9 protein-coding genes and 1 pseudogene are annotated in these 16854 nt (G+C 54.0%); 5 read left to right on the forward strand and 5 right to left on the reverse strand.

Annotation, left to right across the window (positions count from 1 at the left end; all coding sequences use genetic code 11):
* Positions 1-1253: 1253 nt before the first annotated feature.
* The 4 genes from ABEA92_RS26670 to ABEA92_RS26685 all read right to left on the reverse strand — a co-directional run bounded on the left by ABEA92_RS26670 (position 1254) and on the right by ABEA92_RS26685 (position 4866).
* Complete coding sequence (locus ABEA92_RS26670) at positions 1254-1424, reverse strand: hypothetical protein (protein WP_345688056.1); 171 nt, start codon at positions 1422-1424, stop codon at positions 1254-1256.
* Positions 1425-1546: 122 nt separating this feature from the next.
* A complete protein-coding gene (locus tag ABEA92_RS26675; RefSeq protein WP_345688058.1) occupies positions 1547-2791 on the reverse strand; it encodes a DUF1559 family PulG-like putative transporter in 1245 nt (414 codons plus the stop codon).
* A 511-nt stretch (positions 2792-3302) separates the two neighbouring features.
* Positions 3303-3494 carry a hypothetical protein gene (locus tag ABEA92_RS26680; RefSeq protein WP_345688060.1) on the reverse strand — a complete coding sequence of 64 codons (192 nt, stop codon included), beginning with the start codon at positions 3492-3494 and terminating at the stop codon, positions 3303-3305.
* 133 nt (positions 3495-3627) lie between these two features.
* Positions 3628-4866, reverse strand: coding sequence for a DUF1559 family PulG-like putative transporter (locus ABEA92_RS26685; RefSeq protein ID WP_345688062.1), 1239 nt, complete (start codon positions 4864-4866; stop codon positions 3628-3630).
* Between the two features lie 785 nt (positions 4867-5651).
* On the opposite strand from ABEA92_RS26685, the gene ABEA92_RS26690 reads away from it, so the two are divergent.
* The 5 genes from ABEA92_RS26690 to ABEA92_RS26710 all read left to right on the forward strand — a co-directional run bounded on the left by ABEA92_RS26690 (position 5652) and on the right by ABEA92_RS26710 (position 16318).
* Complete coding sequence (locus tag ABEA92_RS26690) at positions 5652-7223, forward strand: sulfatase family protein (RefSeq protein WP_345688064.1); 1572 nt, start codon at positions 5652-5654, stop codon at positions 7221-7223.
* Between the two features lie 222 nt (positions 7224-7445).
* Complete coding sequence (locus ABEA92_RS26695; RefSeq protein ID WP_425572507.1) at positions 7446-9194, forward strand: sulfatase-like hydrolase/transferase; 1749 nt, start codon at positions 7446-7448, stop codon at positions 9192-9194.
* Between the two features lie 272 nt (positions 9195-9466).
* Positions 9467-12415, forward strand: coding sequence for a c-type cytochrome (locus ABEA92_RS26700; RefSeq protein ID WP_345688066.1), 2949 nt, complete (start codon positions 9467-9469; stop codon positions 12413-12415).
* A 9-nt stretch (positions 12416-12424) separates the two neighbouring features.
* Positions 12425-13915 carry a DUF7133 domain-containing protein gene (locus ABEA92_RS26705; RefSeq protein WP_345688068.1) on the forward strand — a complete coding sequence of 497 codons (1491 nt, stop codon included), beginning with the start codon at positions 12425-12427 and terminating at the stop codon, positions 13913-13915.
* Positions 13916-13996: 81 nt separating this feature from the next.
* Positions 13997-16318, forward strand: a complete 2322-nt coding sequence (locus tag ABEA92_RS26710) for a glycosyl hydrolase family 95 catalytic domain-containing protein (RefSeq protein ID WP_345688070.1) — start codon at positions 13997-13999, stop codon at positions 16316-16318.
* A 294-nt stretch (positions 16319-16612) separates the two neighbouring features.
* Here ABEA92_RS26710 and ABEA92_RS26715 read toward each other — a convergent pair.
* Positions 16613-16854, reverse strand: a pseudogene (locus tag ABEA92_RS26715) (hypothetical protein); the annotation flags it as partial.

A 16854-nucleotide genomic window follows, 5' to 3' on the forward strand; every position in this document is an offset into this window, starting at 1 on the left:
GGAGACACCATAAAGTCCACCACGTTTGCAATTCTGTCTGTGAAATGTCCACGCACATCTTACGGAACCGCAATTCGCCGAACTGCCAAATCGCCTCGCCGCACTTCGCGGACTCATCCGATAATCGACGAACCGTTCTCGCCGTCGATTCCTCCAAACGAGACGTCTTCAGGCAACCACGTCGCACTCTCGTGCAATTTTGCTGGGCAATCTCTCGAGTTCTCAAGCTACCTTTGAATCAGCCTTCATGCTCTTTGGAGACTCTTCGAAAGAATCGGGGCTGGCATTAACCGCGACGAATCGACGGCGATGCCACGCCGCGGGGATACAAAGAAAGGTTAAAAGATGGGAGGTTAGAAGATGGGGAAGAGTTGTCCATCCAAGCCCAAACGCAAACGGCCGTGGTAGTCTCATTTTTCTGCCGCACCAATCTTTCTGTCGACCTAATGCCATGACGGTCGCCGACCGGGACCATTGTCGTGTCCCGTCGTATCGCACGTTTCCGCAGACTCTGGGACAAGCATGTGCGAACGTGGCCGAATCCTCATGCCGCAAGTGAAGACAGAAAGATTGGTGCGACAGCAACATTTCAAAGACGGGGTGCTGGACTATCAATTTCACAGACGCACCGAGCTCGTCTTGCGATGGCGGGTTCGCTCCATGCAACCAGAGGTTGGGCAGGAAGATCGGAAGGGGCAGGAAAATATGAGACCTGGAAACTTGAGGGTCTTTATTGCGGTCACCCAAGCGAATCACATCCTCCTGACCTATCAGTCGCAACTCGATGCTACGCGGCGGGGATACAAAGAAAGGTTAAAAGATGGGAGGTTAGAAAATGGGAAAGAGCTGTCCATTCAAGTCCAATCGCAAATGGCCGTGGCAGTCTCATTTTTCTGTCGCACCAATTTTTCTGTCGACTTCATACCACGACGGCCGCCGAACGGGACCATGAAAAATTGGGACTGAAAAATTGGAAAAATAGGGACGGAGCATTTTGCCGGGGTAAGCGAATAGAGCTCGACAGGGTTGCCGGTGGGAACTACGCCAAGGTCGAATTAGCGGCGGTTGGTTCAATCGCTGATCGTGAACCCCTTGTAGAATTCTTGCAAGGATCTCGCAGAAAGCGAACTGGCTTTGACAACCGCTGATGTAAACAAAAAAATCGAGAGCAGCTTGGCTGCTCTCGATTGTCATTGATTTGATACTGAGGCACTCTCACTGCCGCATGATCGCGGCGACGTGACGCCGAGGGATCAATCGACTTGTCCTTGCCCCGCCTTTTCCTTTTGATCCACGGAGGCCTGGATTTCTTCGGCCGATCTTTCGGGGACGATCATTTTTGGCGGGCCGCCTGTATCGCAACCTGCGATCGCCATCGAGATGCAACTGATCGCCAACAACAACATTGGTTTCATTCGTTTCACTGCGTTACTCGTTTGTTTTTGATGATTTTGGTTACTGAATGCCTCGCACTCCGGCCGTCCGGATTTCAACCATCCGGACGTGCCTAACGAGACCGAATACGACTGAATTAATCGGTGGTTGACTAGAGCGGATCGGAAATGATTTCGCGAGATGCTCGAGTCCCCAGTGCGCCCCACAGTCCATACGGGCTCGCACCGCCGACCAAGTTATTGTTGGAACTGCTGTAATAATACGGAGTTGCGGCTTCCGCATTACCCGCTTCGATCGAATCGGTAACAAATTTGATAGCACCGTCTCCCATCAACACATGAGTACCACCTTGGTGGCGGCTACTTGTGGACATGGGACCACCGTAGGTCGCGGAGTTGCTCGACGTCGTACAGGCAGCACTATTGGGTGCGTGTAAAGTGTAGAAACCCGAGAACACAGGCCCCCAATCGGCCCAGCGATACCCACGTTTGTCCGACGACGGCATCAGCGACACGCCCGAAGCCTGCCAAAATTTTGGACGGGCGGGATCCACCAGATCGTCGCAGAGACCGGGCTCGAGAAAGGCCTGGCCGGCCGAAGGTGCCTGGGTCGACGAGGCAGCGACAATGCCAAGATCGGTGCGTACATCACGATCGCCAAGGTCGGTTGCAATTTCGCCACCCATGATCGTATTGGACAAACCGTCAAGCGTATCACGAAACTTCATCGCGACTCGCGGACGGAACATTCCGCGGTGACTACCGCGTGCTCGCTCGCCGGCGGTGGCTTCCGAAACTCCACCAGGATAACCTCGGTGATCGCCCCAAGGATGAGGGTCAGTGTAATGATAGACATAGATTCCGTCCCCGAGACAACACGCGTAATTGGTGCGGCCTTGTGCAGGCAGTCCGGTGCCGGGATCACTTGGGCAACGGAACCCTGGAATCTCGCTCGCCCATGGCACATAACCGTCTTGGGTCCAAGGGTTGGGCCCCATCGGACTCCACGGGCCGGTCATGGCGGTACCGGTCGTATTTTCGAGACTAGGGTTAGAGATTTTTTCCCATAACGCTTGCTGCTCGATGAACGGGGTCAAACCAACCAGAAAGCTAAGCCGACGTGAACTGCGGCCACCCCCCGAGGTGATATTGCCTCCGCCGTCGCCAAACCCGTTACCGTTCGCACCGCCGCCTTGGACCGGCATTTGGTTGAAGGTCGAATGATAGTTGTGAATTGCCAAGCCGATCTGCTTGAAATTATTGCTACAACTCATTCGTCTAGCGGCCTCGCGAGCCGCTTGCACTGCCGGCAACAGAAGCCCGACAAGCACCCCGATAATTGCAATCACCACCAGTAGCTCGACTAGCGTGAATCCCTGTGAAACCTTCGATTTCATTGCCTACCCTTTAATCTAAACAAAAATAAAACGTGATGTGAAACACCCACGAGCCACTTCGATGGAAGCCTTCGTGGGACGCAATGGGAACGCGAATAACCAAAGGGGATGCGGCAAGAATCAGAACGTTGCGTAGGTACAACGCATTCCCACTGAAGATCCTAGTGTTCATCCACGGCCGGTGATTGGATAAAGTAGTTGCTATATAAAGTATTTGCGCACAATCAAACTAAATCGCCGCTGCTGCATGGAAACTGCGAGTGTGACGACTGCCCCACAGGGGGACGACCACCCATTGACTCACTCATCGTATTGGCCTGCGATCTCCTTCCGACTTATGTGCGTGCTTGCTTGTATTCAGAGCGTTCATCAAGGGCGCATTGCATGCAGCGCAATATAAAAGCCCACCTCATTCGGACTTGCCGACGGAGATGGGCTATTGCGACGCAACGGAACCATGCAGACAGCGAGAATCCGATCTCGCTCTCACCTAAGGCTCGTTACTCGTCACTTACTCAGCGTATTCTGGCGGCGGAGGATCGCTCAGTTCTGGATGATCCTTCAACAATTGCTCAACATCGGAAGCGCTATAGCTTTTTTCAACTTTCTTTTCAGCGCAACCCACGGAGCACACCGCCAGTAACAAAACAGCAAACGAAAACACGCGAACGTTCATATCAAACTCAGATTCCTGAGGAAACAATAAGACAACTCATTCTAAGAGCAGTGAGCATGATTTCGCTGCCCTCGAACATGAGAATACAATAGAAGCATTGATCAACAAAAAAGCGTGCCCAGAGTCCTGGGCACGCTGTCTAAACCATGGCACTTAGCCATTAAAACTCATCGCTAACCACTTCCTTGGAAGCTCGGGTGCCAAGTGCCCCCCAGACTCCAAAGGGGCTTGCCGAACCGGGCATCGACATCGCGTCATCGTTCTGGCTGTCGACCGAAACCATCGCTCGGCCACCCAGATTTCCTGCGTCAATGGAGTCCGTAATGAATTTGACGGCGCCATCGCCCATCAAAACATGAGCACCGCCTTGGTGCCGACTGCTTGGTGGGCACACCGCTTCGGATTGGTGCCAATTGGCACTGAAGCACATCTCTCGGTTTGGCGGCAGGACCGTATAAACTCCCGAATGGAGATGCAAGCCCCAGGCCCAGCGATAACCACGACGATTGTCAACGGAACTCGAGGTGAAAGGTGCCCCCGAATCCCAGAACAAAGGCCGATCCGAATCGACAAAGGTTTCGCAAGACAATGCACCACCCGTCGATTTCAACGGCGCGGTCGGTCCGGAGTTACCGTTGACAGGGGTCGATCGTTTGTCATTGTCACCGATGTCGGTGATCATCTCACCCATTGCGATCGTGTTCGACAAACCATCCAACACATCACGGAAAGTGGACTTCAACTGGCTCTTGAAAAAGCCTCGGTTGCTGGCATTGGCTTCTTGGAAGATGGTCGTCGATTTGGCGGTCCCATTCGTGTTGTAGATCTGGCCAAGATTGGTCACATCAGCGGAGTCGCCCATGCATACGCCGTAATTGGTACGGCCCATCGCAGGAAGCCCAACACCCGGATCACTTGGGCAGCGGAACGTTGGAATATCCGACTCAAACGGGTTGTAAGGCCCAGCATCGGACGCCACGAGACGGCTGAACGATCGGCCAGGGTAAGGGCCCATGGCAGCGTAGACGTTTCCGGCGCCGGGTTCGCCCGCAGGAACTTGGTACGGGTTAGAGATTTGCTCCCACAGTGCTTGCTGTTCGATGAACGGCGTAAAGCCGACCAGTGCGGACAATTCAAGGCTATTGCTTCCTGGGGTCTTTTCTCGGCCCGAAATCAGCGTGGAGGTTCCTCCGCCTTGGAGCGGCAATTGCCGATAGGTCGATTCGTAGTTGTGCATTGCCAAGCCGATTTGCTTGAAATTGTTGCTGCAACTCATTCGCCTAGCAGCCTCGCGAGCCGCTTGCACCGCCGGCAACAGTAGACCGACAAGCACCCCAATAATCGCGATCACCACTAGTAGTTCGACTAGTGTGAATCCTTTTGAAATCTTCGATTTCATTGCTTACCTTTGTTAATCTATCCAGATAAAGAAAACGTGATGTGACAATCTCGAAAGCCCCGTTTGGAAAAGCCTTCGAGTGACGCAGTGGGGAAGCGGTAAACCGTAAGGGGAGGCGGCAATAATCGGAACGTTGTGTAGGCACAACGCATTCCCCACACACAAAGTCTAGAATCCAATCACGATCGGTGATTGGATCAATTAGTTGCTATATGAAGTATTTGCGCACAACGCGTTAAACCGCCCCTGGCTCGCACCCTTCATAATCGCAGTCAAGACATGCGAAAAACGCCTCCCTGCAGTGCCAACCAACCCGTGCGGCCTTGTGTTTTTGTGGCAAACTCAACCCCCGCGGGCCGCCTATTGCGCATCAATCCACCGCTACAATGCAAAGCAGTTGTTTGCCCCTTTCAGCACACCGCGTACGACCACGGCAAACACCTAGGTGGATCCCGTCACAATTTTTTTTCGCTGAAAAATTGACTCGAAAACATCAAACGCCTGATCCAATCGCCCCGTTCGACTGACATTTGCACGCTATCCTACTTTCTTTCGCTAAAACCACTTCGCAAATGGATTCGGCTACCGCCGGCATCTCACAACCCGAGACGCCACGTTGCGGCGAAAGTTCATCGCACCCTCTCAGTCGTATTCGCTTGCATTTGGAAGCCCGCATTGCAATCGCCATTGTCATTACTAACATCGATTAGACTGCGGTGCTTGCACAGCAGTCGATTGTGCAACGCCCTCACCCCACCTGTGACGCTAGCGTCGAAAGCAAAAAGATGAAGTTCTCTATCAGTACGATTTACGCCAGTATCGCTTGGCTCTTGTTATGCCCGTGGATGCCCGAATTGTCCGCTGCGGATTCGGATCGTCCCAACATCGTGTTCATCTTCTCAGACGATCACGCGGTCAACGCAATCTCGGCTTATGGCGGCCCTTTAGCCGAGGCAGCTCCCACGCCCAACATCGATCAAATCGCCAGAGAAGGAGCACTGTTTCAAAATTCATTCTGTGCAAACTCGATCTGCGGCCCGTCGCGTGCCTGTATCTTGACCGGGAAACACAGTCACAAAAATGGCTTCATGCGAAACGATGGCAAGGGCTTTGATTCAAGCCAATGGACGTTCGCAAAATCGATTCAAGCGGCTGGTTACCAGACCGCGATAATCGGCAAGTGGCATTTAAAAACCGATCCCGTCGGGTTCGATTACTGGGAGATACTGCCGGGACAGGGGCACTACTACAACCCCGTCTTCCTGCAGATGGATGGGTCGCAGAAAAAGTTTGAAGGTTATGTCACGGACCTAACAACCGACAAATCAATTGACTGGTTGCAGCAACGAGACAAAGACAAACCGTTCTTGTTGATGTGCCAGCACAAGGCTCCACATCGAACGTTTGCACCGGCGCTGCGTCACCTAGGAACACTCGACGATGTCGAAATCCCAGAACCCGCGACGCTGTTTGACAACTATGCCAATCGCTCCGCCACGTTGGCGAAGAACGAAATGGAAATCGACCGCCACATGACTTGGGCCTACGATTTGAAACTTCGCGACGATGAACGAGGTGATCTTAAACTACCCTCGTTTCGAAATTACGGAACGCCTGAATACAACCGAATGACCAGCGAGCAGCGAGCCCAGTGGGACGCTCACTTTGCACCGAAAAACGCCGAGTTCGTTCGCGACTATCGCGCCGGTAAAATCAATCACCGCCAAATGGTGCAGTGGAAGTATCGCCGCTATGCACAAAACTATCTTGAAACGGTCAAGGCTGTCGACGACAGCGTGGGTCGTTTGCTGAAATACCTTGACGACAACGATCTGGCAGACAACACGATCGTGATCTATTCGTCCGACCAAGGATTTTACCTGGGCGAACACGGTTGGTTCGACAAACGATGGATGTTTGAAGAATCATTCAAAATGCCCTTTGTGATTCGTTGGCCCGGAATGATCAAACCGGGCTCGCGACCCGAAGCCTTGATCCAAAATATCGACTACGCACCGACGTTCATGGAATGTGCGGGATTGCCGATTCCAGATGAAGTCCAAGGACACTCGCTAATGCCCGTGTTGCGTGACAGTTCCGCGAAGGTGCGCGACTCGCTGTACTATGCCTACTATGAACTGGGCGAACACGCGGTCCCGCAACACTTCGGAGTCCGCACGAAGAATCACAAACTGTTCTATCTTCCCGCGACCAACGAATGGCAGATGTTCGATCTAAACAAAGACCCGAACGAGTTGGTGAATGTTTACCACAACCCAGAATACTCGGCCGTACGAACCCAATTGTCACAAGAGTACGAACGGCTTCGCCGCGAGTTCGAAGCGCCGAACTACTAAAACCGACTCCTGTTGGCAAATCCGTATAGCCCAACGCAGTGAAGTATTTTTTCCTCAGAGGGTTTCCAGCCAATTTAGCGTAGCGGAAGTCATGCGTGACTTTCGTTCGATGGCGTATCCCCCGAAACTTTTGACAAGTTTCGCTACAAATTGCTTCATAGCGTTGCATCTAGCCTGAAACACGATTACGGGACTGATCCCATTTACGCTTGGAGAATACGAATGCAACCGATTGCTACCCCCTTTCGCCGTTTGCGATGGATGTTACCGTCGCTGATGAGTTGTCTGCTATGGACATCGCTATCGCTGCCGGCGGTGGCGGAGCAGCCGAATGTTCTGTTCATTTCGGTTGACGATCTAAACGATTGGATCGGATGTTTAAAGGGACACCCGCAAGCCCGCACGCCAAACATCGACCGGCTTGCGGAATCGGGAATGCTGTTCACCAACGCTCATTGCGGATCTCCTGCGTGCAACGGATCTCGATCGGCGATCATGTCGGGACAACCGGCCTACGTTTCCGGCATGTACGACAATCTGCAAAAAATGCGGAGCGTGATGCCCGATGCGGAACTGATTCCGAAGTACTTTTCGAAACACGGTTACTGGTCGGCTGGCTCTGGCAAAATCCTGCATTACATCATCGACGCTCAGTCTTGGGACGACTACAACCCGCCCAAAGAAACCGAGGATCCGTTTCCAAGAACGCTCTACCCCGAACAGCGTCCGGTTAGCTTGCCACGCGGCGGCCCGTGGCAATACATCGAAACCGACTGGGGTGGACTCGATGCCACCGACGAAGAGTTTGGCGGCGATTGGTTGGTCTCGAAATGGATCGGAGAACAACTAAGCCGCGAACATGACCAACCCTTCTTTCTGGCCTGTGGGATCTATCGTCCTCACGAGCCCTGGTTCGTCCCACAGAAATACTTTGACCAATTTCCGCTCGACGAGATTCAGCTTCCGCCTGGCTACGCTGCTGATGACATCGACGACCTGCCCCCGGCAGGAAAAAAACTGGCCCGCAATCGCTATTTCGCTCACATACAAAACGAAGGTCAATGGAAAAAGGCGATCCAAGGCTACCTTGCGTCCATCGCGTTTGCCGATGCGATGGTCGGCCGTGTGATCACGGCGCTGGAAGAAGGCCCCAACAACGACAACACGATCGTGATGCTGTGGAGTGACCATGGTTGGCACCTAGGCGAAAAAGAACACTGGCAAAAATACACGGGCTGGCGAGTTTGCACCCGCGTTCCGCTGATCGTTCGAGTGCCCCAGGGCACCACTGGATTAGAACAGGGCACGCAACCTGGCAGCGTGTGCCAAGCGCCGGTGAGTTTAGTGAGTCTGTATACAACCTTGATCGAATTGGCCGGGCTGCCTGCCAAAGCATCGCTACAAGAGCCTAGCTTAGTGCCGCTACTCAAAGACCCGCAAAGCACGTGGCCTCACATGGCAGTCACTCAACTGATGTCGCCTGAGAACTACAGTGTCAGCGGTCCGCGTTATCGCTATATCCACTACGCCAATGGCGACGAGGAACTGTACGACATCGAAACGGATCCGTACGAGTGGAACAATTTGGCCGGAGACCCAAAATTCGCCGAACCGCTTACAAGACTGAAACAACATGGGCCCAAAGATCCCGCGAAATTTGTCCCTCCGGCCCCCTCGTCGTTAACAAAATTAAAATGGCATCCAGCTGGCTCGGCTGCGGTTCCGGCATCCAATCCCGATGGCAATCGCTTCAACGTGACCTTCTCGAATCAAAGCGGCCAACCGGTCAAAATGTTTCAAAGCTTGGGCGACCAGGCCCCTCAACCCTTCGGCGTGCTCGAAAGCGGTTGGTCAAAACCGCAATTGACTCGCCCCGGCACCGTGTGGCTGATCACGGACCTCGATGATCAACCGCTCGGTCATTTTGTTGTGGGGGATCGCACGGCCCAAGCGGTCATCCCGAAACGCTAAGCCAGCCGGCGAGCGATTGCGACATTGTAGACAACGTTGCTTTCCGCTCGTTACAAAGCACAAAGCCTAAGATTCGCTATGTGCGCGGATTCGTTGTTTATTGAGGATTTTAAGCAAGAAAAAGCGACACAGAGGGCTTAGGCTTGTTGGGGGCTACCTATATTTCCTGAAATCACGGCGACATGAAAACCATGCATTTATTTGCCAATTGCGAGCGTCAGCGGCAAATCCGTGTCCATTTAGAAAATTCGGAACGATCAATATTGCGAACCGTGAAACGGTTTATCCTGCCGATCGTTACCCTGCCGATGGTACAGCGATCCACGACAAACCATCGTCCTCGTGCCAAAGCGATTGACGACCGCCTGCCTAAGCTTGTTCCCACATTCGCTGGCCAAACCAATCACCAAGGCTGCGTCGCCAGGAATCTTTGCGTTATCTCGTTGGTGATGCTGGCCTTGGCTGCAAACGCCTCGCCAGCTGAGGGACAGACGTTGACCGAGCGTCTGGTGACTGAAGCCCCGGTCAAACTGGTTCAGCAGGCTCGCCAAGACGGTGACATCGTTCGTGGCGCGATCTTGTTTCACCAAGGCAACATCAACTGTGCGAAGTGCCATCGGCCTGTCAGCGAGAGCGATCGGCTTGCTCCAGACCTAAGCCGATTGGGACAAGAGGTTAGCGACGAATCGATTGTCGAATCGATCCTGCTGCCTTCGAAAACGATTCGAAAAGGCTTCGAAACCGTCTCGGTCTTGACCGTTGATGGCCATGTTGTCAACGGAAGCATTGTCAGCCAGGACGATCAAAAAGTTGTTTTGCGAAGCAGCCAAAACATTGAACAACTGATTACGTTTGAGCAAGACGACATTGAGGCGATCAAGCCTAGCGCCAAATCGAATATGCCCGATGGGCTGGCCAACGAATTGAAGGACCGTCAACAGTTCCTTGACCTGCTTCGCTATACCCTGGATCTGAAACAGCGAGGCCCCACCGACGATGCAGCAAACGAAGACTCGTTGGTCCGCCGCGAACTCAGTGACGAAACCAAAGGGATCGTCCTGATCAAGCAGCTCAATTGCAGCGGTTGCCACGATTGGAAAACCGGCGAGTCGATACCGCCGCTGCAGCATGGGCCAAATCTGAAATGGTCCGCTAAATGGTTGAACCCGGATTATCTCGCGGCCTTCATCGCCGATCCTCAGCACACGAAGCCTGGTACGAGCATGCCTAACATGCTCAGCCACCTGGACGACAAACAGCGAACCGAATCGGCAACCGCCCTTGTCCATTTCCTGACCTCGCTTGCGAACAACTCACTCACGGCTCCGCACGCTCCCCAGTCGCCGGTGGATCTGCAGGCGGATGGCGAAGGAATCCTGCGAGGCGAAGAGTTGTTTCATTCGATTGGCTGCGTCGCTTGTCACTCGCCACGCAACGACCTAGCAATCGAGCAACCGCTTGAAGACTCGATTCCGCTTGGCGACCTCGGTAACAAGTACGACACAAATGCACTGACGATATTTCTGAAGAACCCGCATGCGGTTCGCCCCTCAGGCCGCATGCCTAACATGCAGCTGACTCATCTTGAAGCTCAGGATCTATCTCGCTACTTGTTGCAGGCGAGCGAAAGTGACGCAAAGACTTCATGGCAAATCGATTCCGCACTTGCTGGAAAAGGCAAGCAGCTTTTCTCGCAGCTCCGCTGTGTCAACTGCCACGCTGACGTGATTGACACCGCACCTGCATTGCCGCACCCTGCTGCCCTTGTGGACCTTGATCCAAACGGCGGCTGCCTGTCGGGCGAATCCGGCAAATGGCCTCAATACAGCCTTGACGAAACTGACCAACAGCAGATTACAGCGGCGATCCAAAGCCTGCCATCCGAGCTATCAGCCGAGCAGGAGATCAACATTACGTTGGCGACACTGAACTGTTTTGCGTGTCATCGCCGAGACAATATCGGTGGTGTCACGACGGCTCGAAGTCATCATTTTCAAACCACGAACTTGAATCTTGGCGAACAAGGTAGAATTCCCCCGACGTTGACCGGCGTCGGCGCCAAGTTGAATGAAAAATGGATGCGTGATGTTCTGGTCAATGATCGCTCGATCCGGCCTTATATGAAAACCCGGATGCCTCAGTACGGCGCTGCCAACGTGAATCGTCTGATCGAACTGCTTCAATCGCACGATCGACTTTCCGAGACGAAGTTTGCGGCGGTCGATGACGCAAAAGAAATGCAAGAGCTGGGGTTAAAAATCGCAGGAAACCAAGGACTTAACTGTGTTGCCTGCCATACGTTCCGGTACGAACAATCTGACACGATGCCCGCCGTCGATTTGACGGAAATGGCAGAGCGATTGAAGAAGGATTGGTTTTACCAGTACATGCTTGACCCACCGCGATTTAGCCCCAACACCGTGATGCCATCGTTCTGGCCTAACGGAAAAGCCATCCGGCCCGATATCGCCGGGGACGCCAAAACCCAGGTCGAAGCGCTGTGGCAATACCTGCTAGAAGGTCGGCAAGCACGTGCCCCTCGCGGTTTGATCGCGGAACCGCTAAAGCTTGTCGCCAACGACGAAGCCGTCATGCTCCGCCGCAGTTATCCGGAGATCGGGAAACGCGGCATCGGTGTCGGCTACCCGAATCAGGTCAATCTAGCATTCGATGCCGAACAGATGCGTTTGGCAATGATCTGGAAAGGTGAGTTTGCGGATCCCAGCGGAGTTTGGCGAGGCCAGGGACATGGCACGGTACGACCGCTGGGCGACAATCTGATCCGCTTTGATCGGGGTCCTGAAATCGATGACCCGGTATCCCCTTGGATCGTGGACGATGGCCGACCTCCGCACCATCGATTCAAAGGCTACTCGCTTGATAAAAAGATGCGTCCGCAATTCAGCTACGAATTTGCCAATGTGGTCGTCAATGATTACTACGTCGACATGTTGGACTCTGCAACAAACGATCCGTACATCCGCCGCATCCTGACGCTAAAGTCCGGCTCCGGTGAAACGAACATCGTGTTTCGAGCTGCCACGGGAAAGACGATCGAACCATTCGGCGACGGCAGCTTCCTTGTCGACGATCGTCTACAGATACACATCGACGAAAAACACACAGGCTCGATCGTGGATCAACCCGACACCCAACACCTTCGCATCCCATTGAAGGTGAACGCAGACGAGCAGCAATTGATCCTGGAATACAGGTGGTAAGGAATTGAAATGAGAATCCTGATTGTTTTCATCCTGATGCTTTGTTCCGTGGGAGCACTCCGCGCCGAACCGTTGGGAGAGTACTGGGGAACCGCAGAACAGGAAGCCAAGTACTATCGCATCGTTGACATTCCTTTCCCCGACGAGATGGCGTTGGAAGCAAGCAGCTTCGACGTGCTGCCGGACAATCGATTGGCGATCGGGACGCGTCGGGGTGATATCTACTTGGTCAACGGCGCGATGGACCAATACCCCGACACCAAGTTTCATCGGTATGCCGCAGGCCTGGATGAAATCATGGGACTGTCTTACCAGGACGGATCCTTTTTGGTCACGCAGCAAACCGAGGTAACGCGGATCACCGATACGGACCAGGATGGCCGTGCAGATCAATTCGATACACTCAGCGATGTCTGGGGCTTCCGCAATTACCATGAATTCGCCTTTGGTTCCAAACCGGATCCCGAGGGCAACATTTGGGTCGCGTTGTGTTTGTCCGAATCCTATCGATCGAAGGTGCCGTTTCGCGGTTGGTGCGTGAAGGTAACGCCTGATGGCAAGACAATACCGGTGTGCAGCGGCATTCGAAGCCCGTGTGGCATTGGGCCGAATGAACACGGTGTCATGTTTTATGCCGAGAGCCAAGGCCCTTGGAATGGATCATGCTCGTTGAAGGTGCTGCAACCAGGTGGATTCATGGGACATCCCGTGAGCTTTAACTGGTACCCGCTGGCCAAAGAACTTGGCCCGGCCCCGGTCGTTCCTAACACGCCATCGCGTTTACTCACCGAAACCAAACGGGTGAAAGAGCTTGTTCCTTACGCGGTAGTGTTTCCATATCGAAAAATGGGACGATCGATTTCCGGCTTCATGGTCGATGACACCGGCGGAAAATTTGGACCGTTCGAAAACCAAATCTTCATTGGCGACTTTAGCCTCAGTGTGATGATGCGTGCGACCACCGAAAAGGTAAACGGGGTATGGCAAGGCGCCTGTTACCCGTTCCGAGAAGGCCTTGCGACGGGCCTGTTGGCGTGCCAGTTCACGCCACGTGGTGACCTGATTGTCGGCGGCACCAATCGTGGCTGGCCGGTTCGCGGTCCACGACCTTATGCCTTGCAGCGACTTGATTGGACGGGCCTCGTGCCGTTTGAAGTAAAGGAAATTAATGCCCGTCCTGACGGCTTCTTGGTCACGTTTACCAAGCCAGTCGATCGTGAAATCGCTGCGAACCTCGAGTCCTACGAAGTCTCGACCTACACTCATATCTACCGGCAAGCGTACGGCAGCCCTGAGGTCGACCACACCACGCCTCAAGTAACCGGTGCCACGGTATCCGCCGACGGATTGCAGGTGCATCTACAAATCGATGGCCTGGTCCAAGGGCATGTGCACGATTTTGACTTTCACAAAGTGCGGTCAAGCGAGAACGCTCCTCTGGTGCATTCCAATGCCTACTACACGCTGAACGAGATTCCGCAAACGACAATCGCTGATTGAGTTCCAGTGGCAGAATGTCTGGAAATGATAGAGCCGATGCTTGCCTTTTCGCCAAATCCAATTTTTAGAAGAGCGGTCCCCATGCAGTTGAAGACGCAGTATTCATGCTGGATTTTCATCCAAACGGTTCTCTGCGTGTTAGCAGCAGGCAAAGTGGATAATGTTCTCGCGGCAGACAGTGTGACCGATGCCGTCGATTGGCCTGCCATGCTCGCCCACCATGATCTCCGCTGGAACCGGCTGCCCCAAACATGGAAAGAGGCACCGTTTCTGGGCAACGGCGAACAGGGCACGATGATGTACCAGATCGACGAGAAAACGATTCGCTGGGACGTAGGAAACTCCGCAGCTCACGATCATCGTCCTTTTGAACAGGACGACTTTAACGAGAAGAATGCTCCGGTACTCAATCGCGGCCGGCATTTCATCGGTCACCTTCGAGTGATCTTTCCCGAAGCCCTGGTCGCAAGTGATTCCAGGCTAAAGCTATGGGATGCAGAGGCCGTCGGGACCATTCATTCAGCGAATGGCGTGGCTCGCTGGACAACGTTAGTTCACGCCAGTGAACCGGTGATGCGACTGGAGCTTAGCACCGAAGGTGGGCTCGACGGAGCGAGATTCTCTTATGTCCCCGAACGAGCCACCAACCCTCGCGCCATTCGAGCCAAGACACCACGTGAACCTGCGAACCCGCCACCAGTGATCAATCAGTTTGCCGATGGTGTGCAAGTGGCGGTACACAACCTGCATGCTGGTGGTCAAACCGCGGTGGCTTGGTTAACGGTGAAATCAGGTCAGCAACAAACCCTTTGGCTAAGCGTCAAACACAGCTATCCCGAATCGGACGCTTCGTCGCAAGCGGTGTCGGCGGTGCGAAAGGCGGCAGCGGCCGACTCTACACAGTGGATCGCGCAACATCGCGATTGGTGGCACCGCTATTACCGTCAAAGCTTTGTGGCGACCGGCGATCGTTTTTGGGACGCATTCTATTGGATCCAGCAATACAAGTTGGCCAGCGCCACCCGAGACAAAGGCTGGATCATCGACAACCAAGGTCCATGGTTACAACCCACAGCCTGGAACGCGATATGGTGGAATTTGAACGCTCAATTGTCGCACAGTGGATTTGCGACCGCAAATCGACGCGAGATGGGTTCGGCGATGAGTCACCGCTTGTACCTGTGCCGAGACAACCTGGCAAAAAATGTTGCCGCGCCCTACCAAGCCGACTCTTACGCACTGGGCCGCAATACTTCGGGCTGGGATTTGCTCGGTCACGCTGGGCAACCGGGCACCGGACGTCCTCCGATGGATGCAAGCATCAGCAGGGAATGTGGCAATTTGCTATGGGCATTACATAACGTCGATTTAGAGTATCGATATTGGCAAGACACATCGATACGCGACCGGGTGCTTTATCCGCTGTTGGTACGTGCAGTGAACTATTATCGCCATTTTTTGCAAGAGGAGGCGGACGGCTATTTGCATTTACCGGAAACCTACAGTCCTGAATACCGACGGGCCGACGATTGCACGTACGACCTGGACCTGCTGCGATGGGGGAACGCTCGATTGATTTCGCTTGCTGCGGAGATGGGAAAAACGGAAACGGACGAACCTTTGATCGCCACATGGCGAGAAATCGAGGCGAAACTTGTACCAACTCATGTCAACGAAACGGGGCGGATGATTGGACGTGGCGTCGCACTAACAGGGCGTCACCGGCACTTTTCCCATTTGCTCGCGATCTATCCACTACACACACTCACACCGGATACCGATGCAGACCGCGAGCTAATCAAAACGAGTCTGGACCATTGGCATAGTTTTGGCGGAGCGATGGCCGGTTATTCATTGACCGGCGGCGCGTGTTTGTCGGCGATTCTGGGTGATGGCGATCGAGCCTTGGACTTTCTCAATGGGTTAAAGCCGTTTCTGCACGCGAACACATTTTACTCCGAAGCGGGTGGATTGCCCGTGATTGAAACTCCTTTGCATGGTGCCACGACGATCCAGGAGATGCTACTGCAATCTTGGGGAGGGCGGCTGCGAGTATTCCCCGCTGTCCCGCAAAAGTGGAGCGACGTTCAGTTCCACCGACTTCGTGGCGAAGGCGCCTATTTGGTCAGTGCGCGACGCGAGCGAGGTGCGACGAAGTGGTTACGTGTAACGGCGGAAGTCGGAGGCAGTGTCGAAGTCCAACCGCGATTGACGGACGCTCAGTGGGTTGGATCCGAAGGGGTGAAGGTCCAGGTCCTCGAGCCAGGCGTCTACCAAGTCGACATGCCCAAGGATGGCCATGTGTTGTTTTGGCCGTCAGACAATCGGCAACCCGAAGCCAAGGTCACTACGGTCCCCCGACATGGAAAGGAGCATCGCTTCGGGATCATCGACAAAGACTAGGCCGCATCCACCTCCAAACTTGGTGCCAGCCACCTAAATCGGTGCCTGGCACCGATTTGATTGTGTCTGGCACCGCTTTGAGTTCTCGGATTGGTATTTGGCGCTGTAGCTTGTCCGCAGAATCTTCGCCACAGCGGTCTTAAGACGCCAATCGACTCTCCGGGGCGTCGCGAAATAAGATTACTCCAAGCGGAACCAGCAGAGCGGCGATGCCGAGACTGTGAAGCCGCCTTCCACGTGATGCATCAAGATTATTCGTCCGCTCTGATGCACTGGCATGCGCAAGTTGACGCGTTAGATAAAGCAGGCGGAGGCTCTCGATTGGCCGCGGTGCCAATGGTGCCCCGTCCGCTCCGCATCAGCTTGCATCGACTCACGCCGACCAATGCAGCTTGATTGACCAAAGTAGGCGTTCCAGTGCCATACGATTTCTCGCCACATCGACACGTCGATCCCCAGTGACTCAAGCGTTTTGGCGAGACTCCTGGGAACTTTCACTTTGTCATTTCCGTGTTGGGCAACCCAGCGGAGCAACC

The sequence above is a fragment of the Novipirellula caenicola genome (assembly GCF_039545035.1).
In the GTDB taxonomy this organism is placed as follows: domain Bacteria; phylum Planctomycetota; class Planctomycetia; order Pirellulales; family Pirellulaceae; genus Novipirellula; species Novipirellula caenicola.

Excerpts from the sequence above, each read along its gene's own strand:
- ABEA92_RS26675 (WP_345688058.1), bottom strand. The coding sequence starts at position 2,791 with ATGAAATCGAAGGTTTCACAGGGATTCACGCTAGTCGAGCTACTGGTG.
- ABEA92_RS26685 (WP_345688062.1), bottom strand. The coding sequence starts at position 4,866 with ATGAAATCGAAGATTTCAAAAGGATTCACACTAGTCGAACTACTAGTG.
- ABEA92_RS26690 (WP_345688064.1), top strand. The coding sequence starts at position 5,652 with ATGAAGTTCTCTATCAGTACGATTTACGCCAGTATCGCTTGGCTCTTG.
- ABEA92_RS26695 (WP_425572507.1), top strand. The coding sequence starts at position 7,446 with ATGCAACCGATTGCTACCCCCTTTCGCCGTTTGCGATGGATGTTACCG.
- ABEA92_RS26705 (WP_345688068.1), top strand. The coding sequence starts at position 12,425 with ATGAGAATCCTGATTGTTTTCATCCTGATGCTTTGTTCCGTGGGAGCA.
- ABEA92_RS26710 (WP_345688070.1), top strand. The coding sequence starts at position 13,997 with ATGCAGTTGAAGACGCAGTATTCATGCTGGATTTTCATCCAAACGGTT.